We start from the raw sequence: 24,170 nt of genomic DNA on the forward strand, positions 1-24,170 counted from the left end.
CGGTCCGGCCGGGCCGGCCGGAGGCGAGCGTCGGACAGAAGCCGTACGGAGCGATCAGCACGGGGCTCACGTCCTCGCCCCGGCGGCCACGAGCCGTCCGGTGAGCACCGAGCGGTAGGACCGTTCCGTCGCGGCGGCGACCTGGGACCAGTCATAACGGCTCAGGACGCGCCGCCGCCCGGCTTCCCCGTACGCCCGGCGTACGGGCTCGTCGGCCAGCAGCTCGGCGGTGGCCTCCGCGAGAGCGAGTGCGTCTCCGGGCGGCACGAGCCGCCCGGTCTCCCGGTCGGCGACGGTGTCCAGCTGGCCGCCGACGGCGCTGGCCACGACCGACCGGCCGCAGGCCATGGCCTCCAGCGGCACGATGCCGAACGGCTCGTAGTCCGCCGGGCACAGCACGACGTCGGCGCTGCGCAGCAAGTCCGGCACGGCGTCACAGGGCACCGCACCGATGAAGCGCACACGGTGGTGGACGCCCGCTGCCCGGGCGAGGGCATGCAACCGCCGCACCTCGGGGTCGGAGTCGAGCCGGTTGGGTGGGGGGCCGCCGGCGATCAGTAGTTCCGCGTCCGGTAGGTGGGCGAGAGCGGCGATGGACAGGGCCGCCCCCTTGCGCGGGACGAGCCGGCCGAGTTGGAGCAGCCGGTGGCGATGGGCAGTTCCGCGCTCGGCGACCGGTCCGTCCGGCCGGAACCGCTCGCTGTCCACGCCGCACGGTACGACGTCGGCCTTGTTCTCGGGGAGGCCCATGCGGGCGAGTTCGGTGACTTCGTCGCGGCAGGTGGCCACGATCCGGTCGGAGCCGAACCCGACCTCCCGCTCGCAGCCGATGCGTGCGGGCGGGCTCGTGTCGGCGGCACCCTGGTGGCGCCGCTTGACCGTTCCCAGCGCGTGGTAGGTGTGCAGCATCGGCAGGCCGAGCTCCCGCGCCGCCGCCAGCGAGGCGAGCCCGGACATCCAGAAGTGCGAGTGGATCAAGTCGGGTGCACCGTTCTCCTGCCAGTGGCGCATCAGGTAGTACGCGAATTCCCGCATGTGCGGGAGCAGTTCGTCCTTGGGCAGCTGTTCGGCCGGTCCGGCCGGCACGTGGTGGACCGTCACGCCCGGCCGCAATCGGCTGACGGTCGGCAGGCCCCGGGCATCACGCCGCGTGTACACCGTGACGCGGTGCCCGCGGTCGGCCAATGCCCCGGCGAGGCAGGCGACGTGAACGTTCTGGCCGCCCGCGTCGACGCCGCCGAGTGTCGCGAGGGGGCTCGCGTGCTCGGAGACCAGGGCCAACGACAGGGACCCGAGCCGGTTGGGCGACCGTATGGGGCGGGCGCTGGGGGGTGTCATGACCGTACCTCCGTCATCAGGCGCTCCCAGTCGGCCAGGAAGCGTTTGAGGCCGTACCGTTCGAGCGCGGCTTGCCTGGCCCGCCTGCCGTCCTCGGCAGCCGCCTCGGGTTCGTTGAGGTAGTGGACGACCGCTTGGGCCAGCACCTCCGGCCGGGTGGACAGGACCCCCGTGCCGGGCAGGACGGCCTCGACGGCCTCCGTGGCGGCCAGCGCCACGACGGGCATGCCCAGGTGCATGGCCTCCAGGAGCGACAGTCCCAGCGAGGTCCAGCGCACGGGGTGCAGGTACACGCGGCGCTCGGCCATCGCCCTGTGCAGCTCACGCTGGGGCAGCTCGTAGGCACGGCAGCGCTCTTCGGGCAGGCCCAAGTGCTCGGCGACGCCCTTGGTCCGCATGCCGAAGACGTCCAGCGGCGCCGCTCGGGCCAGCTCGGGCAGGAGGTCCGTTCCGGTGTGCCGGCCCCGCCTGATCGGTTCGTTCGTCACCACGGCCGCCCGAGGGAGCGCACCGGTGTAGAGGTGGCCGGGGTCCACGATGCCGTGTTCGATGACTTCGGTGCGGGTGGCACCGTTGTCCCAGAACAGCCGGTTGAAGTGGGTAACGTGGACGAGCGTCAGGTCCTCGCGGTCGGCGCAGGGGTGACGGGTGCGCGGGACGTCGCCGTCCGGTGCGTTGTGCTCCAGGTACACGGCGGGGACGTCGCGTCCGGGGCGACGGCCCAGCCACTGCTCGGCCAGCTCCCTTTCGTGGGGCCGCTGGAGCACGACGAGGTCCACCGGTGCGTCGGCCAGTTCGGCCGGAGTGACCTCCCGCACCGACTCGGGCCAGTCGAAGGTGCGGGCGCGGCCCAGTCCGTCGGGCCCCCGGCCCGGGGTGACCGGTACGAGGTAGGTGTGCGGCCCCTGGACGAACGCGGTGGTCCAGGAACCGTGCACGTGCCACAGCAGGATGTTCATACGGTCACTCCTCCGTCGGTCTGGCTCGGCTCGGGCGGTATCGGTCTGCGGCCGCCCGGCGGCCTGCTCGTGAGGAGTCCTGCGACCGCCGCCAGCACCTGGTCGTCACCCACCGAGTCCAGGCATGGATGCCCCTCGACGGGGCAGACCCTCGCCCTGCTGCCGGCGCACGAAGCCCGCTGATCACCGAGCAGCACGTGCGGCACCCGGTACGGCCGCCACCGGCCGGCCGGCACCACGGGTGCGAACAGGCACACCACGGGCGTGCCCACGGCCGCGGCCAGATGGGCCGGGCCCGTGTTGCCCGCCACCACGACCCGCGCGGCGGCCAGAACTCCGGCCAGCTCGTGCAGGTCGGCCGTGCCGCCGCCCAGGTCGAGCCCGTGACGGCCGGCCACCACGGCGGTCAGTTCCTTCTCCGCAGGGCTGCCGGTGACCACCACCCGGTGACCCGCCTCGTGCAGCGCGGCCGCGGCGCGCGTCGCCCTGGCCGGGCTCCAGGCTCGGGCGGCCACCGCGGCTCCCGGATGCAGCACCACATAGGGTTCCGGACCGGTCAGCCGCGTCGTGTCGGGCGGGACGGACACGCGGAGGCCGCCGTCGTCGCCGTCGGGCAGCGTGAAACCGAAGTCACGCACCAGGTCGAGGGCCGCCTCCGCCTCGTGGCGGTTCGGCAGCCGGTGGTGGCGTAGCGCGAGCAGGGATCCCGGGTATTCCTCGCAGTCGGCCGCGACCTGCTCCACTCCCGCGAGCGCGAGCAACAGCGCCGCCGGCAACGGGCTCTGGTGGTGGGACACCAGGATCACGCCGCGGTGGAAGCGGCCGGCTGCGAGGGCATCGACGAGCAGGCCGCACTCCTCGCGCGAGGTGCGGCCCGGCTCCAGCCCCACCCAGGGGGCTCCGTACACCAACACCTGGTCCACGCCGGGCAGCAGCCGCGCCGCGGCGACGCCCTGGGGCCCGCAGAGCAGCGTGGTGTGGGACGAGCCGGCCGCCACCGCCCGCACGGCAGGCCCGGCCAGCAGCACGTCCCCGGCGCTGTCGAGCCGTACGACGAGACTGCGCGGGGCGTTCATCCGCCACCGCCGACAGCGCGCGGGCGCTCCCGCAGTGGTCCGCGCGCCGGCACGTCGTCCGTGTCCCGGGCGGCTCCGGAGCTGGCCGGGGACGAGACGAGCCGGACGACGGCGAGCAGATCGCACGCCGTCTCTCCGGCGGCCGCGACCTCTTCGGGACGGGTCACGGGCGTCGGGACCAGGACCCCGCGCGCCCCCGCGGCGCAGGCGGCCCGCACGTCGGAGCCGATATCCCCGACGACCACCGTGCGTTCGGGGGCCGCGCCCAGCCGCTGACACGCGGCGAGGATCAGGCCCGGTGCGGGTTTGCGGCAGCCACAGCCGTCCGCAGGGCCGTGGGGGCACACGGCCCACACGTCGAACGGATCGAACAGTTCGTCCACGCGTCGGCGCACCGCCGCCACTTGCTCCTGCGTCAGGAGCCCGCGTGCGACGCCCGACTGGTTGCTCACGACACCCAACGGCACCCCGAACTGGCGCAGCTCGGTCACCGCGGCCAGCGCCGTGGGCATGGGCAAGACCCGGGCGGGATCGCCGTTGTACGGGACGTCGACGACCAGCGTGCCGTCACGGTCGAAGAGGACCGCTTCCGGAAGCCAGCCGGACATCCCGCGTCGACGCGGGGTCCTGGCCGCATCAGGGCAGTCCCACAGCCAGGGGGACGTGCCTGGGACGGGCCGGTACCTCATGACCGCACCTGCGCGCGGGGAGCCTCCTGCGAAGCCGGGCGGCTCCCGGGCGGCGCAGCCGGATCCGCCCGCCTGACACGGCGGTGTACGACCGTTCCGCGCATCCAGTGCCAGACCGCCACCGCGGGGATGACCGCGCTCGTGACCGCCATGGTGACGACCTCGTCCCGGGTGCGCGGCCCGGGTGTGATCCGGGCAGCGGCGAACTCGGCGGCGCCCGCCACCCAGCCGGCCGCGCACCACGCGGCGACGCCCCTCCTCCCGGCGAGCGCACAGGCCACGGCCGCTGCTGCGGCCGCGGTCACGGCGGCATGGCGCGGCAGGCGCCCGCGCGGGGCGCCCGCCCGCCCCCACCAGCCCGGACCGTGCAGTCGGCCCATCAGTACGTCGTCGGCATTGCCGGCCTGGAGCCGGACCGAGATCCAGCGATCGGCGGGGCGGACCGGATGAGTGGTGCGGCGGCTTCCGGGTGCCAGGACCCAGCCGCCTTCGATCAGGCGCAGGGCCAGGTCCGCATCCTCGCGGAAGGCGCGCCGGAAGCGCTCGTCGAAGCCGCCGGCGGCGTCCAACGCCTCCCGACGGAAAGCCATGTCTGCCGTAATCCAGCGGGCGGTGGCCAGACCGGCGGTGTTGCGCTCCCAGTCCGTGGGACGGCGGCCGGACGGAAGGGGCACTTCGATACGGGCCGTGACAGCCGCGGTGTCGCGGGACGCCGAGGCCAGATCACGCGCCAGGTCCTCTCCCCAGTCCTGTCCCGGCACCACGTCGTCGTCGAGGAAGACGATCCAGGGCACCTGACCCGCCGCCCGCACCCCCGTATTGCGGGCGGCCGCCGGGCCCCGGGCCCGGCCGGCCACGACGGTGGTGATCGGCCGGAGCGCCTGGGGGACGTCTAGAGCCGGCGGGGTTCCGTCAGGGCCGGGACGGTCGTGTACGAGGACGATCCGTGTGGGGCCGCAGCCGGAGGCCGTCGCGGCGGCCACGGCGTCCAGGCAGGCCCTGAGGCTGGGTCGGCCGAGGGTGGGCACGACGATCGCGTATGGGGGCGAGGGTACGGATGCCTGGAGAATCATGGTCATCCTTCCCCTGCGGCACGGAAGATGCCGCCCCGCCGCACGGCGTACGGTCCGATGGCCAGCAGGTCCACCGGCGATGAGCCGAAGCACTCCAGGGCGTCCCGGGGATCGTCGACCATCGGCCGGCCGGCGGTGTTCAGGCTGGTGTTGACGACGACCGGCAGTCCGGTGCGCCGTTCGAACTCGGTGAGCATCCGTGCCACCAGGGGCTCACGCTCCGGCTCCACGGTCTGGATGCGGGCCGTGCCGTCGACGTGGACCACCGCCGGAATGCGCTCGCGCCAGTCGGGAACCACGTCGTGCACGAACAGCATGTACGGGCTGGGCAGCGGCCCGTCGAAGATCTCGGCCGCTCGCTCGGCGATCACCATCGGGGCCACGGGGCGGAACTGCTCACGGCCCTTGACGTCGTTGAGACGCTCCAGGTTTCCCGCGTGCCCGGGGTGGGCCAGCAGCGAACGGTGCCCCAGGGCCCGCGGCCCGAACTCCGAACGGCCCTGGAACCAGGCCACGATCGCGTTGTCGGCGAGCGACTCCGCGACGGTGACCGCGATGTCCGGGGGCCTCTCGAAGGGGACTCCCGCCGTCTTTAGCCAGGCACCGAGTTCCGCGTCCGACCAGTCGCGGCCCAGATCCGCGCCAGCCATGGGCCCGGGGGCGTCGCCCGCTCCGGCGCCGAGGAGCAGCGCGGAACCCAGCGCCGTTCCCGCGTCTCCGGCGGCGGGCTGTACCCATACGCGGGAGAAGGGACCCTCGCGCGCGATGCGGGTGTTGGCCACGCAGTTCAGCGCGACGCCCCCAGCGAGGGTGAGCACGTCATCGTGGGTTCGGCCGTGGAGCCAGCGGACCAGGTCGAGCAGCGTCTCTTCCAGGACGGCCTGGGCACTTGCGGCGAGATCGGCGTGTGCTCCGGTCCACGGCTCGTCCGGGCCGCGGGGTGGGCAGAACTCGCTCCAGGGGACGCCGGTGGCGTGGAAGCCACCGTCAACCGTCGGGTACACGTAGCGGCGCAGCTCGGCCAGCATCCGCGGACTCCCGTAGGAGGCGAGCGCCATCACCTTGAACTCGTCGGAGGACCTCAAGAACCCCAGGTGCTCGGTGAGTTCCTCGTAGACCAGTCCGAGCGAGTGCGGAAGGTCCTGCGCGTACAGCGGCTCCAGCCTGTCGCCGATCCGGCGCGCCGCCAGGTGCGAAGCACGCTCTCCGCGTCCGTCGAGGACCAGGACGGAACTCCGGTCCGCGCCGTCGGCCGCGAACGCACCGGACGCGGCATGGGCCATGTGGTGCGGAACGAAGCGTACGCGACCGGGGTCGAGGCCGGGCAGGGCGGTCGCCAGGAAGCGCGGCGCCTCACGCGCGTACGTCTGGCGGAGGTGGTCCCACGGGTCGTCCAGACCCATGGCGTCGGTCGGCCGCGCCAGAGCGGGATCATAGGAGTACGCCACGGCGTCGAGGTCCTGCGGACGCAGACCGGCACGTTTCAGGCACCAGGCCGCGGCCTGTTCAGGCAATTCCCAGGCGGAGAAGGGTACCGGCCGCTTGCCGTGCTTGCGGCGGGAGAACCGTTCCTCCTCGGCGGCCGCGACCGTACGGCCGTCGATGACGAGTGCGGCGGACGGGTCGTGGAAGAGCGCGTTGATTCCAAGAATGCGCATGACGGATGAGACCTTTCGGCTAAGGGAGCCCGGTGGCGGCCGGAAGGGGTGCAGCCGCCGGTGAAGCACGAGGCAGCGCCGAAGTCAGTCGTCACTCTCCGCGCGGAACCAGGCGATGGTGCGGCGCAGCCCGTCCTCGGCCGCCACGCGCGGCTCCCACTGGAGCTTGTCCCTTGCCAGCGTGATGTCGGGGCAGCGCACGGTCGGGTCGTCGGTCGGCCGCTCGATGAAAGTGATCTCCGAGGAGGAACCGGTCAGTTCGACGATCCAGCGGGCCAGCTCCAGCATGGTGAGCTCGTCGGGGTTGCCGAGGTTCACGGGCCCCCGCATCCCGTGGTCGGCCGCCGCGAGGATGCCGGCGACGGTGTCCTCGACGTAGCACAAGGAACGGGTCTGCAGACCGTCACCGGTGACGGACAGTGGGGTCCCCGCCAGCGCCTGGCGGATGAACGTGGGAACAGCGCGACCATCGTAGCCCCGCATACGCGGACCATAGGTGTTGAACAGCCGTACGATGCACGCGTCCGTGCCCAGGGCCGAGGCGTGGGCGCTGGTCAGCGCCTCACCGAAGCGTTTGGCCTCGTCGTAGACGCTACGCGGGCCGACGGGATTGACGTGCCCCCAGTACCGCTCGCTCTGCGGGTGCTCCTGCGGATCCCCGTAGACCTCGGACGTGGAGGCGAGGACGAAGCGGGCCCCGCTGCGGTGTGCCAGCTCCAGGGCGTTGCGCGTGCCGAGACTGCCCGCCTCCAATGTGTGGAGCGGCAGCCGGAGGTAATCGGCGGGGGAAGCCGGGGAGGCCAGGTGCAGAACGAGGTCCGGAGCCGTTCGTATCGTGAAGGGCCGCGAGACGTTCGTCTCCAGCAGGGAGAATCCGGGATGGTCCCCCAGTTCTGAGATGTTCTCCGGCCGCCCCGTGCTGAAGTCGTCGACGCAGGTGACGGCGGTCCCCGCGGTCAGCAGGGCGGAGCACAGGTGGGAGCCGACGAAGCCCGCACCGCCGGTGACGACGGCGTGCTTCCAACGCGGCGCATGCGATGAGCCCATGGTGATCTCCTCGTACGGCAGGGACAGCGCGGGACGCAGCAACCGGGAGGGGCGACACACGGCCCCGCTCACGCAGGGAAGAAGCCCGCAGGTACGGCCTCCAGCCTGCTGGAACCGTAGTAGTGCGGCACGTGGGATCAGGCAGTCGGGTGACGGCGGCCGTGTTCAGCCGAGGACGACGCAGGCGGCGGCTGGGACGTCCAGCCTGCCGGCCGGGTGCAGGCGTCCGGTCTCGGGATCGGTGCCGAGCCAGGTGACGTCGCCGGACCACTCGTTGGACACGTACAGATGGCGCCCCGACGGGCCGGCCGCCAGGTGCCGCGGCCATTGACCGCCGCAGTTCGCCACATCGGTGATCCGTGGCTTTTCGGGGCCGTCGGACAGCGACAGGGTGGTGATGAGGTTGCTGCCCCGGACCGCCGCCCAGATGAAGCGACCGTCCGCCGAGACGAGCGTGACCGACGGGTACTCCCTGGGGTCCGCCGCGGCGTCGGCCGAGCCAAGCGCGACCTCACCCATGGGGTACAGGCGCCCGGAGCCGGCGTCCCACCGGCAGACGGTCAGCTGCGGCTCCAGCTCGTGGATCACGTACGCCACGTCTCCGCGGGGGTGGAAGGACACCTCCCGGGGGCCGCTCCCAGTACGCAGCGGCGTCTCGGCCCGTACACGGAGGGGCCCGCCGGCCGGGTCGGGCAGGCACACGCGTACCGAGTCGGTGCCGAGGTCCACGCTGAGCACCCAGCGGCCGCTCGGATCCGGCGTCACGTGGTGGGCGTGCGGGCCGGCCTGGCGCTCGGGGTCGGGCCCACGGCCGCGGTGGTCCAGGACGACGGCGGGGCCCTGTGGCCTGCCGTCGGCCGCGATCGGGAGGCTGCTCACGTTGCCGGAGGTGTAATTGGCGATCAGCAGCTGGTCCCCGACGACGCTCAAGTGCGCGGGACCGAGGCCCGCGACAGGAACGGGCTCTCCGAGCGGAGCGAGGCCGTCTGCGGTGATCCGGTACGCGGCCGCCATGCCGTGGTCGGTCCCCCCGGCGGCGTAGAGCACCTGCCGGTCGGCGGACAGGGCCAGGCACGGGGCGTCCCCCGCGCTCTCGACGACGCCCAGTACGGTGAGCGCCCCCGTGACGGGGTCCACGGCCGCCGTGGTGATCCCGCGGCCTCCGCCGGAGGCGAACGAACCGATGTGAGCGCGCTGTCCGGCGCCCCGGTACATGCTTCCCGCGCCGCCTACCGGGTGGTCTTTCCGCCGTCGGTCCCCTGCCACCGGGCGAAACTAACACCCGGCCGCCAGGCACCCGCCCGACGGGGCCGGTAGGGGGCCTCAGGTTCGGCCGCCAGGGGGAAACACAGATCGGGATGGTCTGCCCGGCAGCCAGCGGACCTGCCCGGATGGGACCGGCACTCAGGGCCGGCGCCACCGGTCGTGGTCCATGTGTGACCCGGCCATGCGTCCCGTCCGCAGCATGCCCCCGTCCACCGCCCAGGAGGCGCCGGTGACGCAGGAAGCCGAGGATCCGGCCAGGAAGGCGATGACGGCGGCGACCTCGTGGGCGTCGCCCGGCCGGGGTTCCGTACGCACGTCCTCGTCCTCCTGGCCGGTCATGGGGTGGCGATCTCGCCCGGAGCCACGGCATTCACGGCGGTCAACGGGCGGCCCGGCGCCGATTCCGGAGTCGGAGCCGGTGACCACCGCAGTGGTGGGGGAAAAGTCCAATGGGCTGATCATGGTCGAGCCTTCCGTCACGGCCAGGAGGGTTCCCGGCGGGGCACCACGACCAGTTCGCCGACCACGCTCCCGGCGGGCACGGACAGCGCGTACATCACCGTGTCGGCAACGATCTCCGGACTCTGGAGCAGGGCGGTGTCGGCGTCCGGGAAACGGTCCATGATGAAGGCGGTCTCCATTCCGCCGGCGATGATCCCGGTGACGCCGATCCCGGTGCAGTCCCGCTGGGCCTCCTTGAACAGGGTGTGGGTGAACGCACGCAGCCCGGACTTGCTCGCCGCGTAGGGGCCCGCTTCCGTCCACGTCCGGTTCGCTGCGGTGGAGAGGATGTTCACGATGTGGCCCCCGCCTGCGGCCACCATGCGCCGGTACGTGTGCAGGCAGAGGTACATCGGGCCGAGCAGGTTGGTGGTCACCACGTGCCTGACCTCCTCTGCGGTCAGGTGCTCGACGGACTTGGACACATCGACCGCCGCATTGTTGACCAGGACGTCCACCCGACCGCCGTCCGCCGCGACGTCCCCGAGGACGGCCGCGACCGCGTCGGGGTCACACACGTCCATCTCGACGAAGCGGGCACGGCCGCCCGCCACGACCAGGTCCGCACAGAGCTCCTGAGCGAGGTCCTTGCGTACGTCGGCGACAAGGACGGAGGCGCCGGCCGCTGCGAGCCGCCGCGCGATGGCGGCGCCCAGACCCCGGGCCCCGCCGGTGACCAAAGCCTGCTTGCCCGTCAGGTCGACCTGTACCGCGCTGTTCATGCTGTGCCTTGCCTTCCCTGGGTTCCACCGCCCGACGCCGCCCGCCCTCGGAGTAGAGGGGCCGGGGGCCGTCGCGTCTCGTGGGACCTACTTTGGGCAGGGACCGGGCACCCGGCGCGCGGGATTAGGCCACCAGGCGGCGCTTAGGGCCGCATCCAGCGTGCCTGCGCATTCTGCGAAGGCGTCCGCGCTCCTACTGCAGCACACGGGCGGCCACGGACAGGTCGGCCACGAGTCCCGCGAAGGCCGCCTCCCGGTCGTCGGCCCGCAGAACGGCGGAGGGATGGACTGTGGCCAGCAACTGGCCAGGAGCAGCTCTGGACAGCTCACCGAAGGGGTCCGGCATGGGCAACAGGACACCACGCCGCTCGCCCACCCGGAACGAGGACCCGAGCAACGCCTTGCCCGCCGTCCCTCCCAACACCACCAGCACCTCGGGTGCGACGCGTTTCAGTTCCTCCACCAGCCAGGGCCTGCAGGCGGTCATCTCCCGCAGGCTCGGAGACTTGTGGATCCGGCGCTTGCCGCGCGGGGCCGGTGTGAACTTGAAGTGTTTGACCACGTTGGTGAAGTACGCCTTCTCGTCACCCAGCCCGGCCTCCTCAAGCGCCCGGCGCAGCAGTTGCCCCGCCGGGCCGACAAAGGGCTCCCCCTTCACATCCTCCTGGTCGCCCGGCTGCTCCCCGACCAGCATCAGCCGGGACCCGCCCGGGCCCCTTCCGAAAACCGTCTGCGTCGCTTCGAGGAAGAGCGGGCACCCGTGGCAGTCGGCCGCCGCCCGGCGCAGAGCCGCCAGGCCGCCACGCGAGGGCAGGTAGGGCGTGGCGTCGTACCCCTGGCCGCTGTCCGCGGCCGAATCAACCTCCGCGAACGCGTCCGCGTCCATGACAGCCACCTTCAAGCCGTGGAAGCCGTTCGTAGGTTCTTCGGTCGGTTTCGTGAGCGACCCACCGAACGGCAGTCGGCTTCTGCCCGAGCGGCCGGGGCCGAAACCACCCCACGCGCGCCCGGTGTCGCCGGGCCGTTGAGAGTGACCGGCCGCAGGTCGGGCGTGCCGTCCGCCCGCCGACGGCCGTCACCCGCGGTCGAAGGCCGGCGGACGGCCTCCGAGATGGCCCAGCCGCTTGCGGTTCGCGGCCTTTCGGGCTGCGGAATCACTGTCCGGATCCCGCGCGGCCGCAGATGACAACGGATCGCCCGGGAGGAATAGGCCCTGCCTTGGCGTTGGCCCTCGGCCGTAGCGGGGCCGTAGGCCGTTGTGCCTGCGGCCCCGCCCGAGCGTCGGGGTCAGGACGGGTCGCCGTACTGGAGGCCACGTCCGTTGGTGCCCACGTACACGCGGCCGAAGGCGTCGGGGTCGCCGGTGATGACGCCGACGCCGCCGATGCTGCCCCACTGGTGGGCGTCGTCGTTGACGCGGACCCAGGTGGCGCCCTTGTCGATGGAGCGGAAGACGCCGGTGACGTCCTTGACAGTGCCTATCAGGTACAGGGCCTGGTAGGAGGCGCCCGGCGCAGCCTTGCCGAAGCCGAGGGCGGAGGCGGACTTCACTGGGGCGAGCCTGGTGAAGGTGCGGCCACCGTCGGTGGAGTGCAGGAGCCCCTGGCCACCGCCGGCGATCCACAGGTCCCCCGCGACTCCGGGGACCGCCTCGAGCCGGCCGTCGGCGGGCAGGTTGGCGGCCCGGGCGCTGAAGGTCGCCCCGCCGTCGGTGCTGGCGTAGAGCGTGCCGCCGGCCAGTGAGTAGAACGTCCCGGCCGAGGAGCGGTCGGCGACGACGACGGCGTCGGTGCCCAGGCCGCTGACCTTCGACCAGCTCGCTCCCTTGTCGGTCGAGCGGTACGGGGCCTGGCCGGTCTGCGTCCAGACGATGGCCGAGCCGTCGGCGGAGAGCGCTGCACGGCCGCTGTCGGCGCCAGCCACCGGTTCTGACGCGAAGCCGTTCCAGCTGCGGCCACCGTCGGTGGAGTAGGCGCCGTCCTGCGCGCCGCCACGGCCGACGCGGACCATCATCGAGGGGTTGGACTGTGCGAAGTCGATGGATGTGCTGTTGGTCATCATCGGGTTCTTCAGTCGCCCGGCGGGCACCTCGGTCAGGGAGTCGTGGCGGAATCCGCCCAGGTCGCCCATGGCCGTGATGACGTGGGCGCCGCCGGGCGGGGCAATCGCGTCCAGCAGTGCGGTCTCCTCCAACCCGCGGGCCCCCACGCTCCAGTGGCTGGTGCCGCCGCTGTCGAAGGCGTTGGCGTCCTTGCTCCGCAGGATGCCGCTGCCGGTGCCGTACAGCACGTGCCCCGAGTCGAAGGGATCGATGGCCAGGGCGGTCATCCAGTGCCCGGTGCCGGTGCCCACGTACGGAGCGGCGGAGGCGTCCCGCACCGACTTGTCGGCCAGTGCCTTCCATGTCGTGCCGCCGTCGGTGGTCCGGTAGATCTCGTCCTCCGGCCACCAGCGGCCGAGCGTGGTGACCATCACCGTGGAGGGCTTGCGCGGGTCGACGGCCAGACCGGAGAACCCGTAGTTGCCCTGGGACGGGGAGATGTTCTTCCACGCCCCGCCGGCCGGGGTGTGCTTCCACACCGAGCCCCCCGTCACGCCGTTGGGGCCGGGGGCATTGGTGTACGTCAGGTACAGCGAGCCGTCACCGGAGAGCACGCCGTGCTGCGGCATCTGTCCGGTGGGCTGCCCGGGCACGGCCTGCCAGGTGCTGCCGCCGTCGGTGGAGCGGTAGAGGGAGGTGGACCTGTCGGCGACGCCGACGTAGACCGTCTTACTGCCGACCGGGCCGTACGTCACGAAGGAGATGCCCGCGCCGCTGCTCGCCCCGTCCTTGACGGGGAACGAGGAGACCTGGCTCCATGTCGCGCCGTGGTCGGTGCTGCGCCACAGGCCGTTCTTGCGTGTGCCCAGCAGCAGGGTGCCGTTGTCCGCGGGGTCGATCGCCAGCCGTTCGCCCGCCCCGCGGCCGTCCTCGTTGCCGCCCAGCTTGAAGGGCAGGTCGGTGCGCTGGAAGGTGCGGCCGCGGTCCTTGGAGCGCAGGATCGCGCCGTTGCCGGCCCAGTCGTTGGTGTAGGTGCCGGTGGCGAGGTAGAGCCGGTTGGGGTCGACCGGATCGGTGGCCAGCGCGTCGATGCCCAGCAGGTTCCAGTCCTTCTCGCCGAGCCAGTCGGTCAGCGGGATCCACTGCTCGGCCCCGGTGTCCCAGCGGTAGGCGCCGCCCATGTCGGTACGCGCGTACAGCAGGCCCTTCTCCCGCGGGTTGAACACCAGCCCGGTGACGTAACCGCCGCCGACAACCTGGGCGTTTCGCCACGTGTACGGTCCGGATCCGGGCGCCGGGGTCTCGGCCGTCTTCACCAGCTTCCACTGCTGGTTGCTTCCGCCATGGCCGCGGTACTGGATGACCGCCGCGCCGTCGGTCGTGGCGCCTCCGGAGACGTCCAGGACCTGGCCGCTCCTGCGCGAGGTGAAGACGACGGCGCCGGAACCGCTCACGTCGTCGATCCGCCATTCCTGGGAGGTGGAGGAGCTGTCGGTCTGCTGCTCGGCGGCGGCCGCCTGGGCGGTCGAATCGCCCGCTATGCCCAGCACTTTGCCGCTGTTGCGGTTCACCAGCTCGTAGTAGCCGTCCCCGGTGGGTCGCAGCTTCCACTGCTGGTTGGCCGTGTTCTGGTCGGTCCACTGCTGGATGCGGGTGCCGTCGGTGGTGGAGAAGGCGTTGACGTCCAGCGCCTTGCCGCTGCGTACGGAGACCAGCCGGTAGTAGGCATTGCCGTCGACCGTCGCGGCCTGCGAGTCATCCTGTACGAACAGGAGATACGGCACGACGACGGCGGGCGCACCGAGCAGCAGTCCGGTCCCGGTCCAGCGGCGGCGGTGACGTCCGCGGCGCCCGCCGTTCGTGGGGTTCTTCATGGGGAGTTGTTCTCCTTGCATATCACCGTGGATCGGACAGGTCAGCGCTGCAGGGTGAGGAGACCCGGCCGGTACGGCAGTCGGTCGTAGGGGCCGCCCGCTGAAGGGGACTTGCCCTGGTAGAGGAACCGCAGGTTGCAGGGGTCGATGGTCATGGTCTGGTCCGGGTTGTCGCGGACCAGGTCACCGTGGCTGATGTCGTTGGTCCAGGTGGCACCGCTGTTCGCCTTGCCCGCGAAGGGGTTGCTTTCGCTGCCGGCCTGCGGGGTCCACGAACCGCTCAGGCTGGAGGCCGTGAACGAGCGGAAGTAGCGCGCCTGGTTCGCGCCCCTCGCCTCGACGATCATGAGGTACTGGTTCTGGCCCTGAACCTTGTAGACCTGCGGCGCCTCGAACAGGTTCTCGGGCGTGTCGCTCATGACCGTCGTGTACGAGGAGCCGAAGTTGCCCGGGAAGTTTCCGATCGGCATGCTCGCCCGGTAGATCTTGCCGTTGTCACCGGCGAAGAACAGATACATGTTCTGGTCGTCGGCGATCAGGGTCTGGTCGATCGGGCCGGTGGGGGAATCGGTGCGGGGGATGCTTCCGGTGAACAGCGGCTGCGGCGCGGACCAGCCGTTGGGGTTGGTCGGGTCGCTCGACGTGCGGTAGATGAAGGGCCACGGACCCCACTGGTACGCCAGCACCCAGATCTTCTTGGGCGCGAAGTAGAACAGCGTGGGAGCCACCGCGGCCTGGCTCATCCCGTTCTGGCCGGCCGCCGCCATGTCCGACCAGTTCGTGAAGGGCCCGACCATCATCGAGCCGTACGAGGAACCCGAGAAGTTCGACCCGTAGACCAGGTGCTTGCCGTTGTACGTCACGTGGGTGAAGTCCTTCAGCGAGGCCCACCCGTTCGCCGGCTGCGCCAACGCACCCGTCGAGGTCCACCGGTACGTCGACGGAAGAGCACACGTGCCGCCCGTCGGCGCGGGGGTTGTCGGGGTCGACGTCCCGGACAGGCCGGTCCACTTCTGGTTGCCGCCGGACCAGCAGGAGTGCAGCTGGATCTTGGTGCGGTTGGCGGTGGCCGCGCCGACGGCGTCGAGGCACAGCCCGGACTGGACCCCGGCGATCGTGCCGTGGGTGTTGATGTTCCACTGCTGGCTGACGCCGCCGTTGCAGTCCTCGATGACCACCGCGGTGCCGTTGCTGGTGCCCTTGGCCCTGGCGTCCAGGCACTTGTTGCCGTAGATCATCAGCTGCTTGCCGGAGGTGTAGGTCCAGCGCTGGTTGGTTCGTCCGTGGCAGTCCCACAGCTGCGCCTGGGTGCCGTTGACGGTGCTGGAATTGTTGATGTCGATACAGCGGCCGGAGGCGACGCCCTTGATCGCCCCGGTACTGGTCCCGCCGGTGGTGGCGGGGGCGGTCTTGAGGGCGTTCACGACGGCGGTGTAGGCGGCCTTGGGGTTGCCGTTGTTGTCGAACAGCAGGGGGTTTTCGCCTCTGCGCCAGGAGTCGCTGTCACGGATGCCCCATACCGTGATGCCGGTACACCGGGCCACGGACAGGCAGGCCTTGACCGTGTTGGCGTAGTGGGTGGGCGACGCCTGGGCAATGTCCAGCTCGGTGATCTGGACGTCGACACCCAGGGCGGCGAAGTTCGACAAGGTGGTCTGGAAGCTGGACGGGGGGCCGCCGGTGCCGAAGTGGCTCTGGAACCCGACGCAGTCGATCGGCACGCCACGTGACGTGAAGTCCTTGACCATGCTGTAGACGCCCTGGGTCTTGGCGTCCGACCAGTTCTCGATGTTGTAGTCGTTGTAGCAGAGCTTGGCGGAGGAGTCGGCCGCCCGGGCGGTGCGGAACGCTTCCTCGATGAAGCCGTTGCCCAGCACGTTCTGGAACACCGAGCTGCGGTGCTGGGTGGAGCCGTCGGCGAACGCCTCGTTGACCACGTCCCAAGAGTGGATCTTGCCCTTGTAGCGGGTCATCAAGGTGCTGATGTGGTTGTTCATCACGCCGCGCAGCGTGTTCGCATCGCCGATGGAGCTGACCCATGACGGGAGCTGCGCGTGCCAGACCGCGGTGTGGCCGCGCAGGCGCTGGCCGTGTGCCGCGGCATGGTTGACGATCTGATCGGCGGGGCCGAAGGCGAATGTGCCGCGGGACGGTTCGATGGCGTCCCACTTCATCTCGTTCTCCGGGGTGACCATGTTGAACTCCCGGTCCAAGATGGCGGCGTACCTCGAATCGCCGAGCCTGCCGGCGGCCACAGCGGTGCCGAAGTACCTGCCCGAGGGCGCTGCCTGCGTGCCCAGGGGTGTTGCAGCTCCGGCAGAGCTGGGGAGGAGCGTCATGACCCCGGCCACCAGCGCCGCGGCCGACAGTCCGATCGTCAGTGTCCGGCGACGCCGACCGCGCCGGTGCAGGCCCTTCATGATGCTCCTCGGGGGTCTCGGGTCGCCTTGGGTTCCGTGATCGTGCGTGCATCGGCCGGTACGGCCTGATCCGCCGGGAGCCGGGTGCGGTGCAGGTGGTGGCGCCGATCCTGCATACCGGTCGCCCGGGGTTCACGGGTATGTCGCGTCATGGGGGCGCTTTCTTCAGGGGATGTGCCGACGGGGAAGTGGGCGGCCTCCCACGCCGGCACGCATGGTGAGCGGCGGGAAGAACACCTCACGAAGTGGAGGCTTCCGGAGCCGAGGCCGCGTAACAGAAATGTGGCGCCACCCCGACGATCGCCCCGTGATGCATCTCGCAGGCAAAAAGTGTTACGCCAGGCGCCGCGATCTGGTCGTCCCTGTGAAAGGGGAGGCCGCCCTGCTCAGCAGTGGTGTCTGTAACGGCACCGGTGGGCGGTTGCCGTGCTCGGACTTCAGGCCGTCCGGTTCAGCGAGGCACCAGTCGACGCATGCGGACCGACCCCGGATTCGGCGCGGCACGCGGGCGGCTCACTGCCGGGTTGTGAACTGCGCAGTGCCGGAACCGGGTGCAGGTCGCCTGTCACTACGCGGCTCCGTCCGGAATGTTCAAGGAGCGGTTCTCAAGACCAGGCCTTGCGGACGACGAAGGAGGCCTGGCCTGCGAAGGCCCGAGTGCCGTCGGAACCATCGAGCCAGATGCCGCCGTCGCGGTGGCGGATGACCGATCCGGGGTAGTTGTGGGAGTGCAGGGTCACCGACCCTGCGACCGCCCCGGGGCGCGGACAGAAGGTGGCGTCTTCCCGGAACAGTTCGCTGCCGTCGTCGGTGCTCAGCCGCAGCCGTAGATAGTGATGCCGCAGATAACGGCCGTCGGCAGCACGGAAAGTGACGCACCGTGTGTCGGCCAGACCCCGGACCACCGTGAACGTGACTCGCTGCCGTGTCTGCGCGCTGCTGGACGCGGAGACCCGGCCCAGCGTCGCGAAGTCGTCCGAATACGTCAGGTACCGGGCGGGTTCGTCCACGGACTCCAGTGATTGTGCGCCCAGCGGAACAGTGCCTGCAACGGCGGACGGACTCGCCGACGGCGGTCCGGCCGACGTGGGGGTGCTCGACGGGATCGGCGTGGGATTGCCGACCGTGGGAGCGGCGCTGACGCCGGGCGCCCGGTGCGCCGGTTCCGGCCAGGTTGCGTAGGTGGCGGCCCCGGTGATGAGCACCGCGCCGGCGGCGAGGCTCGCCAGCGGATGAGCGGTCACCGCGTGGAGTTTGCCGGTCAGCGCCCCGTGCAGACTGCCTCCCCCCGTCGCCGTGCCGACGGCGACGGGTGCCGTGGCCAGCCCGGCGGCGCTCGCCGCCGAACCCGACACCAGGCCCTTGGCGGTCAGCGCGGCGATGAGTCCGGCAGGGACGGCCAGGGGTACGAGGCTGAGGAGTAGTAGCTCGGCAGGGACCCGGCTCGCCGTCGTCGCCGTGCAGTCCGGGCAGTCGCGGGTGTGCCGCGCGATCCGCTTCCGCCACACCGATGTACGCAGACCGTCCCAGCCGGCGACGGTCTCCCCCAGTTGTGGACAGCGCGGGTCGGCCTCCAGCGCGGCGACGATCGTCCGGCTCAGGTCCAACTGCTCGCGCATGCGTTGCAGGCGCACTCCCACGTGGGCGACCGTGAGGCCCGTCGCGGCGGCTGTGTCCTCACGGCTCAGCAGTCCGGCGCGTTCCTGCCACCACAGTGACAGCAGCACCCGGTGGTCCGGGTCGAGCCACCGGCCGGCTTCGGCGATCTGACGGCGCTCGTCCGACACATGGAGACGCAGGATCGTCGCGTCCTCGGGTTCGGGGCGGGCGTCCGGTATGTGGAGTGCCTCGTCGATGACCGCGGTCCGGTCGGCGAAGGCGCGTTGCCGGTTCCAATGGGTGTGTATCTGGCGGAGCGTGATCGACACCAGCCAGGAGCGGAAGCTGTCGGGGGCGCGCAGGGCAGGCAGGTCGCGCACCACGCGCATCAGCGTTTCCTGGACGACGTCGTCGACGTCGGCATGTGCGTTCAGCGCTCGTCGGACGATGTTGTAGATCAACGGCAGGTAGGCGGCGATCAGCTCTTCTCGCGCCCGGTCATTCCCGGCCTGCGCCGCGACAACCAGCCCCGCGTGGTCCGCACCCATGAGCCTCATTCCCACCTTCCTCCTTACGGCGTCAGACCCTAGCGTCCGCAAAGGTGTGCGGCCAAAGCCTGTGCCTTGGGCCGAGGATCGGGCCCCTGCCGGTGGGGAGGGCCCGGTACGGCGGCCTCGCAACCGAGAAACGGGCGGCAGGAGTCGGGCAGAAATGTCGGTGCATGCGATGCGCCGCTCCCACCAAGTAGATCGACGAGTCGTGCACGGAAAGCGAGTGTTAGCGCTCACAATATCCCCGACACTTCCGCCGGGTCGCCGCACCCCGCCTGTGGCCGGAGCCCCCGATGGAGGTCACCTGTGCAGCCGGCGCCTCGGCCAACTGCCAGCGTCTGCACGTTCCAGGAACCTCCCAGGTCGCCCCTCCCCGATCGCTCTGCGCATCAAGAACGGGTAACGGCCGTTAGAGCCCTTGAGTTACAAGCCTGTTAGCGCTCACAATGTCTCGCGTTCGCCAGGCACCGCTCTTCGGGGGCCGACGCTTCACTCTGCCTCCGCCCCCGGCTCGACCCCCGTTGCGCAGCGCTGCCTTCGCCGGGCCCATCTCCCTGAGGGCTCCGCCTGGTACGACGCACGTCCCGAGAGGATCCACGACATGGCCCACAGAGCCCTCCGCATCATCGCCGCCACCGCCCTGGCCGGCAGTGTGCTGACCGCCTGCACCACCGAGCCCGCGCCCACCGACGGCCCCGGCGGCGCCGGCAAAGGCTCCTCCGACGGCAAGCTGGTGCTCGGGTTCGCCCAGGTGGGAGCCGAGAGCGGCTGGCGCACCGCCAACACCAAGTCCGTACGCGAGGCGGCCGAGAAGGCCGGCGTCACCCTGAAGTTCTCCGACGCGCAGCAGAAGCAGGAGAACCAGATCAAAGCGATCCGCACCTTCATCCAGCAGAAGGTGGACGTCATCGCCTTCTCGCCGGTGGTCGAGTCCGGCTGGGACACCGTCCTGAAGGAGGCCAAGAACGCCGGCATCCCGGTGATCCTCACCGACCGCGCCGTCGACTCGCAGGACACCTCCCTCTACCGGACCTTCCTCGGCTCCGACTTCGTCAAGGAGGGCCAGGAGGCCGGCAAGTGGCTGGTGAAGGAGTACCAGGGAACCTCCGAGCCGGTCAACGTCGTCGAGCTCCAGGGCACTACCGGCTCCGCCCCCGCCAACGACCGCAAGGCGGGCTTCGCCGACGCCATCAAGGGCGACCCCAAGTTCAAGGTCGTCGACTCCCAGACCGGGGACTTCACCCGCGCCAAGGGCAAGGAGGTCATGCAGGCCTTCCTCAAGTCCCACAAGGACATCGACGTCCTGTACGCCCACAACGACGACATGGCTCTGGGCGCCATCCAGGCCATCGAAGAGGCCGGCAGGAAGCCGGGCACCGACATCAAGGTGATCTCCGTCGACGGCATCAAGGACGCCTTCGTCGCCATGCAGGAGAAGAAGATCAACGTGGTGGTCGAGTGCAACCCGCTCCTCGGCGACCAGCTGATGGAACTCGCCAAGAAGGTGGCGGCGGGCGAGAGCGTCCCGCGACGGATCGAGGTCAAGGAGGGCGTCTTCACCCAGGACCAGGCCGCGGCAGCCCTGCCCGGCCGCCAGTACTGACCTCCCGCCCGCACCAGACCGGGGGCGGCTCCCGCGCCGCCCCCTTCCTCAGGAGAGGAGGGCGGATGGCAGCCCCGCCTACCCCCCGCACACCCACCCGCACCGACCGGCCGGCCCTGGAAGCCCACGGCATCCGCAAGGCCTTCCCCGGCGTCCTCGCCCTCGACGGCGTGGACCTGCGCCTCTTCCCCGGCGAGGTACACGCGCTGATGGGCGAGAACGGCGCCGGCAAGTCGACCCTCATCAAGGTACTCACCGGGGTCCACACACCCGACGCGGGAACCGTCTCCGTCGACGGCAGCCTCCAGTGGTTCGCCGAACCCCTGGAAGCACAGCACGCCGGAATCAGCACGGTTTACCAGGAGGTGAACCTGTGCCCCAACCTCTCGGTCGCCGAGAACATCCTCATCGGCCGTGAACCGCGGCGCCTGGGACTGATCCACTGGGCGGCCCTCCACGAACGCGCGGCACGACTCGTCACCGAACTGGAACTCGACCTCGACGTCCGCCTGCCGCTGAGCGCGCAGTCCCTCGCCGTCCAGCAACTGGTGGCGATCGTAAGGGCCGTGGACATCAAGGCCAAGGTCCTCATCCTCGACGAGCCCACCTCCAGCCTCGACCGGGACGAGGTCGCCCAGCTGTTCACCCTGGTGCGCCGGCTGCGCGACCGGGGCGTCGCGATCCTCTTCGTCACCCACTTCCTCGACCAGGTCTTCGACCTGTGCGACCGGGTGACCGTCCTGCGGAACGGCCGCCTCGAAGGCGAGTACCGGATCGACGAACTGACCCCCGTCACCCTCGTTCACCGCATGGTCGGCAGCGCACTCCGCACCCTCGACGAACTCGCGGAGACCTCCCGCACCGGCACCGCCGCCCCCGCTCCTGCGGAATCCCCCTTCCTCAGCGCCCGCGGGCTCGCCCGGTCCGGTGCCGTCCAGCCCTACGACCTGGACATCCACCGCGGCGAGGTCATCGGCCTGGCCGGACTGCTCGGATCCGGACGCACCGAGGCAGCCAGGCTGCTCTTCGGAGCCGACCACGCCGACGGAGGAGAGCTCCGGATCGACGGCGAACGTGCCCACCTGCGGTCCCCACGGGCCGCGATCGCCCGCAGGATCGCCTTCTGTTCGGAGAACCGCAAGGAAGAGGGCCTGATCGCCGAGCTCACGGTCCGCGAGAACATCGTGCTCGCCCTTCAGGCCGCCCGTGGCTGGACCAAGCCCCTCTCGCGCGCTCGCCAGGACGAGATCGCCGCCCGGTGGACCGGGGTTCTCGACATCCGTCCGGCCAACCCCGAGGTCCGGGTCCGCAATCTCAGCGGAGGCAACCAGCAGAAGGTCCTGCTCGCCCGGTGGCTGCTCACCGACCCCGAGCTGCTGATCCTGGACGAACCCACCCGGGGCATCGACATCGGCGCCAAGACGGAGATCCAGAAGCTGGTCACCCGCCTGGCCGCGGAAGGCACTGCGGTTGTCTTCATCTCCGCCGAAATCGAGGAAGTACTGCGGCTGAGCCACCGCGTGGGTGTCCTGCGCGACCACCGACTCGTCGCCACCCTCCTCAACGACCCGGCCCTGACGCCCGACCGGATCCTGGGCACCATCGCCACCGGAGCCGTCTCATGACACCATCTGACGACATGGGCACCGGGGGACGTCCGGCCCGGGCGCCTGTCGCCCGGCAGCTCACCGGTCACCGCCTGTTCTGGCCCGCCACCTTCCTGGCCGCCCTGCTGCTCGGGAACGTCGCGTTCACCCATGATTTCTTCGCCGTCCGCGTCCAGAACGGACACCTGTACGGCAGCTTGATCGACATCCTCCAGTTCGGCGCCCCTCTGATCCTGGTGTCGCTCGGCATGACGCTGGTCATCGCCACCCGGGGCATCGACCTCTCGGTCGGCTCGACGGTCGCCATCGCCGGCGCCCTCGCATGCGAGCACATCGCCAACGCGAAGAACCCCGGAAGTCTGCCCACCGTCATATCGGCGATCACGGTGGCGGTCGGCGTGGCCGCTGTCATCGGACTGCTGAACGGCTTCCTCGTCGCCCGACTGGGCGTCCAGCCCATCGTCGCCACGCTCGTGCTCATGGTCGCCGGTCGCGGCGTGGCCCAGCTGATCACCGACGGCCAGATCATCAGCGTGTCCAGCAGCGCCTACAAGATGATCGGCGGCGGCTACTGGCTCACCCTCCCCTTCGCCGTCCTGCTGGCCTCGGCCGTCGTCGCCGTCACCTCCCTCATCGTCCGGCGGACCGCGCTCGGCATGCTCATCGAGTCGGTGGGCGGCAATCCGGTCGCGAGCCGACTCGTGGGCGTCAGGGCGGCCGGCCTTCTGGTCATGGTCTACGTCGCCAGCGCCGTGTGCGCCGCGGTGGCCGGCCTGATGATCAGCTCCAACGTGTCCAGCGCCGACGGCAACAACGCGGGCCTGTGGATCGAGCTGGACGCGATCCTCGCCGTGGTCATCGGCGGCACGGCCCTCACCGGCGGCCGCTTCTCCCTCGGCGGGACGGTCCTGGGCGCGCTGATCATCCAGACCCTCTCGACCACGATCTACACCCTCGGCGTGCCGCCGGAGACCACCCTCGTCTTCAAGGCCCTGGTCGTCATCGTCGTGTGTCTCGTCCAGTCGCCCGCGTTCCGCGCGCGATTCCCACGCCGTCGCCGCCCCGCCGCCCCGGCCCCCGCGGTCGGCGACGCAGGAGTCCGCCAGCAGGAGGTCCACCCGTGAGCACCACCCTCAGCTCCCTCAGCAGGCCGCTCCAGCGGTTCTCGGTGCGGCATGCCGCCCGTCTGCCGCTCATGGTCACGGCCGCTCTGCTGATCGCCATGTTCTCGATCGGCTCCGTGCACTACGAGGGCTTCTTCTCCGGGCAGGTCCTGCTCAACGTCCTGATCGACAACGGCTTCCTGCTCGTGGTGGCGATCGGCACGACGTTCGTCATCCTCACCGGCGGAATCGACCTCTCGGTCGGCTCCATGGTGGCCTTGTCGACCATGCTGACGGCCTGGCTCGTCGAACGGAACGGCGCACCGCTCGCCCTGGTGGTGCCGCTGGTCCTGCTGGTGGGAGCAGGAGGCGGCGCACTGATGGGCTGGGTGATCCACACCTTCGAGATACAGCCCTTCATCGTCACCCTCGCGGGCATGTTCCTCGCCCGCGGCCTCTGCTACACGATCAGTACCGAGTCCATCTCCCTCACCGACCCGACGACCACGCGGATCGCCCAGACGCGGGTGCTCCTGCCGGGAGGACTGTTCATCTCGCCCGCCGTGGTCATCGCCCTGGTCGTGCTGGCGCTCGCCTTCGTCGTCCTCCACCACACCCGCTTCGGCCGCACCGTCCACGCCATCGGCGGCAGCGAGTCCTCGGCCCGTCTCATGGGCCTGCCCGTGGGACGCACGAAGATCGCGGTGTACGCCGTGAGCGGCCTGTGCTCCGCCCTCGGCGGTCTGCTGCTGACGTTCTACATGCTGTCCGGCTACGCCCTGCACGCCGTCGGCATGGAACTCGACGCCATCGCGGCCGTGGTCATCGGAGGGACGCTGCTGACCGGGGGCTCCGGGTTCGTCCTCGGCACCGCCCTGGGCGTGACGGTCCTCGGCCTGATCCAGACCATCATCAGCTTCCAGGGCACGCTCAGCTCGTGGTGGACACGCATCGTCATCGGCGGCCTGCTGTTCGTCTTCATCCTCCTCCAACGGCTCTTCGGCGGACCCCGCCCGGCGCCATAGGGTGTCCGCTCCTCCCCC

The 24,170-nt window shown here is 70.9% G+C and carries 17 protein-coding genes and 2 pseudogenes; 4 read left to right on the forward strand and 15 right to left on the reverse strand.

The window, feature by feature from the left end:
* Positions 1 to 66: 66 nt before the first annotated feature.
* The 15 genes and pseudogenes from ACFVGY_RS01920 to ACFVGY_RS01990 form a co-directional block, all read right to left on the reverse strand.
* Positions 67 to 1,338, reverse strand: a complete 1,272-nt coding sequence (locus ACFVGY_RS01920) for a glycosyltransferase (protein ID WP_385669404.1) — start codon at positions 1,336 to 1,338, stop codon at positions 67 to 69.
* Positions 1,335 to 2,297, reverse strand: a complete 963-nt coding sequence (locus ACFVGY_RS01925) for a glycosyltransferase (protein WP_385669407.1) — start codon at positions 2,295 to 2,297, stop codon at positions 1,335 to 1,337. Before ACFVGY_RS01925 ends, ACFVGY_RS01920 begins: the two co-directional genes overlap by 4 nt.
* A complete protein-coding gene (locus tag ACFVGY_RS01930; protein WP_385669410.1) occupies positions 2,294 to 3,373 on the reverse strand; it encodes a glycosyltransferase family 9 protein in 1,080 nt (359 codons plus the stop codon). Before ACFVGY_RS01930 ends, ACFVGY_RS01925 begins: the two co-directional genes overlap by 4 nt.
* Entirely contained in the window at positions 3,370 to 3,981 is a 612-nt protein-coding gene (locus tag ACFVGY_RS01935; protein WP_385669413.1) for a D-glycero-alpha-D-manno-heptose-1,7-bisphosphate 7-phosphatase, read from the reverse strand. The genes ACFVGY_RS01930 and ACFVGY_RS01935 overlap by 4 nt, the downstream gene beginning before the upstream one ends.
* Positions 3,982 to 4,058: 77 nt before the next feature.
* A complete protein-coding gene (locus ACFVGY_RS01940; protein ID WP_385669416.1) occupies positions 4,059 to 5,135 on the reverse strand; it encodes a glycosyltransferase family 2 protein in 1,077 nt (358 codons plus the stop codon).
* Positions 5,136 to 5,137: 2 nt separating this feature from the next.
* Positions 5,138 to 6,793 (reverse strand): carbamoyltransferase, encoded by a 1,656-nt coding sequence (locus ACFVGY_RS01945; protein WP_385669419.1) that lies wholly within the window; start codon positions 6,791 to 6,793, stop codon positions 5,138 to 5,140.
* A gap of 84 nt (positions 6,794 to 6,877) precedes the next feature.
* On the reverse strand, positions 6,878 to 7,840 hold the full coding sequence (locus tag ACFVGY_RS01950) for an NAD-dependent epimerase/dehydratase family protein (RefSeq protein ID WP_385669422.1): 963 nt from the start codon (positions 7,838 to 7,840) through the stop codon (positions 6,878 to 6,880).
* Positions 7,841 to 8,005: 165 nt separating this feature from the next.
* Positions 8,006 to 8,977 (reverse strand): lactonase family protein, encoded by a 972-nt coding sequence (locus ACFVGY_RS01955; RefSeq protein WP_385669425.1) that lies wholly within the window; start codon positions 8,975 to 8,977, stop codon positions 8,006 to 8,008.
* 267 nt (positions 8,978 to 9,244) lie between these two features.
* Positions 9,245 to 9,480, reverse strand: a pseudogene (locus tag ACFVGY_RS01960) (SDR family oxidoreductase); the annotation flags it as partial.
* Between the two features lie 102 nt (positions 9,481 to 9,582).
* The gene (locus ACFVGY_RS01965; RefSeq protein WP_385669428.1) at positions 9,583 to 10,329 is read right to left on the reverse strand and encodes an SDR family oxidoreductase; all 747 of its coding nucleotides are present in this window, start codon (positions 10,327 to 10,329) and stop codon (positions 9,583 to 9,585) included.
* A 193-nt stretch (positions 10,330 to 10,522) separates the two neighbouring features.
* A complete protein-coding gene (locus ACFVGY_RS01970; protein WP_385669431.1) occupies positions 10,523 to 11,215 on the reverse strand; it encodes a UdgX family uracil-DNA binding protein in 693 nt (230 codons plus the stop codon).
* 198 nt (positions 11,216 to 11,413) lie between these two features.
* Positions 11,414 to 11,544 (reverse strand): annotated as a pseudogene (locus ACFVGY_RS01975) (IS5/IS1182 family transposase); the annotation flags it as partial.
* 72 nt (positions 11,545 to 11,616) lie between these two features.
* Positions 11,617 to 14,244 carry an RICIN domain-containing protein gene (locus tag ACFVGY_RS01980; protein WP_385669434.1) on the reverse strand — a complete coding sequence of 876 codons (2,628 nt, stop codon included), beginning with the start codon at positions 14,242 to 14,244 and terminating at the stop codon, positions 11,617 to 11,619.
* A 41-nt stretch (positions 14,245 to 14,285) separates the two neighbouring features.
* Complete coding sequence (locus ACFVGY_RS01985; protein WP_385669437.1) at positions 14,286 to 16,664, reverse strand: non-reducing end alpha-L-arabinofuranosidase family hydrolase; 2,379 nt, start codon at positions 16,662 to 16,664, stop codon at positions 14,286 to 14,288.
* Between the two features lie 605 nt (positions 16,665 to 17,269).
* Positions 17,270 to 18,820: a sigma-70 family RNA polymerase sigma factor gene (locus tag ACFVGY_RS01990; protein WP_385669440.1), complete on the reverse strand. Its 1,551-nt coding sequence runs from the start codon at positions 18,818 to 18,820 to the stop codon at positions 17,270 to 17,272.
* A 595-nt stretch (positions 18,821 to 19,415) separates the two neighbouring features.
* Between ACFVGY_RS01990 and ACFVGY_RS01995 the strand changes: the two genes are divergently transcribed.
* The 4 genes from ACFVGY_RS01995 (at position 19,416) to yjfF (ending at position 24,152) form a co-directional block, all read left to right on the forward strand.
* A complete protein-coding gene (locus ACFVGY_RS01995) occupies positions 19,416 to 20,417 on the forward strand; it encodes an ABC transporter substrate-binding protein (RefSeq protein WP_385669443.1) in 1,002 nt (333 codons plus the stop codon).
* A 65-nt stretch (positions 20,418 to 20,482) separates the two neighbouring features.
* The gene (locus tag ACFVGY_RS02000) at positions 20,483 to 22,042 is read left to right on the forward strand and encodes a sugar ABC transporter ATP-binding protein (RefSeq protein ID WP_385669446.1); all 1,560 of its coding nucleotides are present in this window, start codon (positions 20,483 to 20,485) and stop codon (positions 22,040 to 22,042) included.
* A complete protein-coding gene (locus ACFVGY_RS02005; protein WP_385669449.1) occupies positions 22,039 to 23,148 on the forward strand; it encodes an ABC transporter permease in 1,110 nt (369 codons plus the stop codon). Before ACFVGY_RS02000 ends, ACFVGY_RS02005 begins: the two co-directional genes overlap by 4 nt.
* Positions 23,145 to 24,152 carry a galactofuranose ABC transporter, permease protein YjfF gene (gene yjfF, locus ACFVGY_RS02010; RefSeq protein WP_385669452.1) on the forward strand — a complete coding sequence of 336 codons (1,008 nt, stop codon included), beginning with the start codon at positions 23,145 to 23,147 and terminating at the stop codon, positions 24,150 to 24,152. Before ACFVGY_RS02005 ends, yjfF begins: the two co-directional genes overlap by 4 nt.
* Positions 24,153 to 24,170 lie beyond the last annotated feature (18 nt).

It is taken from the genome of Streptomyces sp. NPDC127106, assembly GCF_042677605.1.
GTDB lineage: Bacteria > Actinomycetota > Actinomycetes > Streptomycetales > Streptomycetaceae > Streptomyces.

What these genes read in the sequence shown, in the direction of transcription:
- ACFVGY_RS01985 (WP_385669437.1), bottom strand. Translation starts at nt 16,664, where the DNA reads ATGAAGGGCCTGCACCGGCGCGGTCGGCGTCGCCGGACACTGACGATC.
- ACFVGY_RS02000 (WP_385669446.1), top strand. Translation starts at nt 20,483, where the DNA reads ATGGCAGCCCCGCCTACCCCCCGCACACCCACCCGCACCGACCGGCCG.
- ACFVGY_RS01925 (WP_385669407.1), bottom strand. Translation starts at nt 2,297, where the DNA reads ATGAACATCCTGCTGTGGCACGTGCACGGTTCCTGGACCACCGCGTTC.
- ACFVGY_RS01950 (WP_385669422.1), bottom strand. Translation starts at nt 7,840, where the DNA reads ATGGGCTCATCGCATGCGCCGCGTTGGAAGCACGCCGTCGTCACCGGC.
- ACFVGY_RS01980 (WP_385669434.1), bottom strand. Translation starts at nt 14,244, where the DNA reads ATGAAGAACCCCACGAACGGCGGGCGCCGCGGACGTCACCGCCGCCGC.
- ACFVGY_RS01970 (WP_385669431.1), bottom strand. Translation starts at nt 11,215, where the DNA reads ATGGACGCGGACGCGTTCGCGGAGGTTGATTCGGCCGCGGACAGCGGC.
- ACFVGY_RS01930 (WP_385669410.1), bottom strand. Translation starts at nt 3,373, where the DNA reads ATGAACGCCCCGCGCAGTCTCGTCGTACGGCTCGACAGCGCCGGGGAC.
- ACFVGY_RS01935 (WP_385669413.1), bottom strand. Translation starts at nt 3,981, where the DNA reads ATGTCCGGCTGGCTTCCGGAAGCGGTCCTCTTCGACCGTGACGGCACG.
- ACFVGY_RS01990 (WP_385669440.1), bottom strand. Translation starts at nt 18,820, where the DNA reads ATGAGGCTCATGGGTGCGGACCACGCGGGGCTGGTTGTCGCGGCGCAG.
- ACFVGY_RS01995 (WP_385669443.1), top strand. Translation starts at nt 19,416, where the DNA reads ATGGCCCACAGAGCCCTCCGCATCATCGCCGCCACCGCCCTGGCCGGC.
- ACFVGY_RS01945 (WP_385669419.1), bottom strand. Translation starts at nt 6,793, where the DNA reads ATGCGCATTCTTGGAATCAACGCGCTCTTCCACGACCCGTCCGCCGCA.
- ACFVGY_RS02005 (WP_385669449.1), top strand. Translation starts at nt 22,039, where the DNA reads ATGACACCATCTGACGACATGGGCACCGGGGGACGTCCGGCCCGGGCG.
- ACFVGY_RS01965 (WP_385669428.1), bottom strand. Translation starts at nt 10,329, where the DNA reads ATGAACAGCGCGGTACAGGTCGACCTGACGGGCAAGCAGGCTTTGGTC.
- ACFVGY_RS01940 (WP_385669416.1), bottom strand. Translation starts at nt 5,135, where the DNA reads ATGATTCTCCAGGCATCCGTACCCTCGCCCCCATACGCGATCGTCGTG.
- ACFVGY_RS01920 (WP_385669404.1), bottom strand. Translation starts at nt 1,338, where the DNA reads ATGACACCCCCCAGCGCCCGCCCCATACGGTCGCCCAACCGGCTCGGG.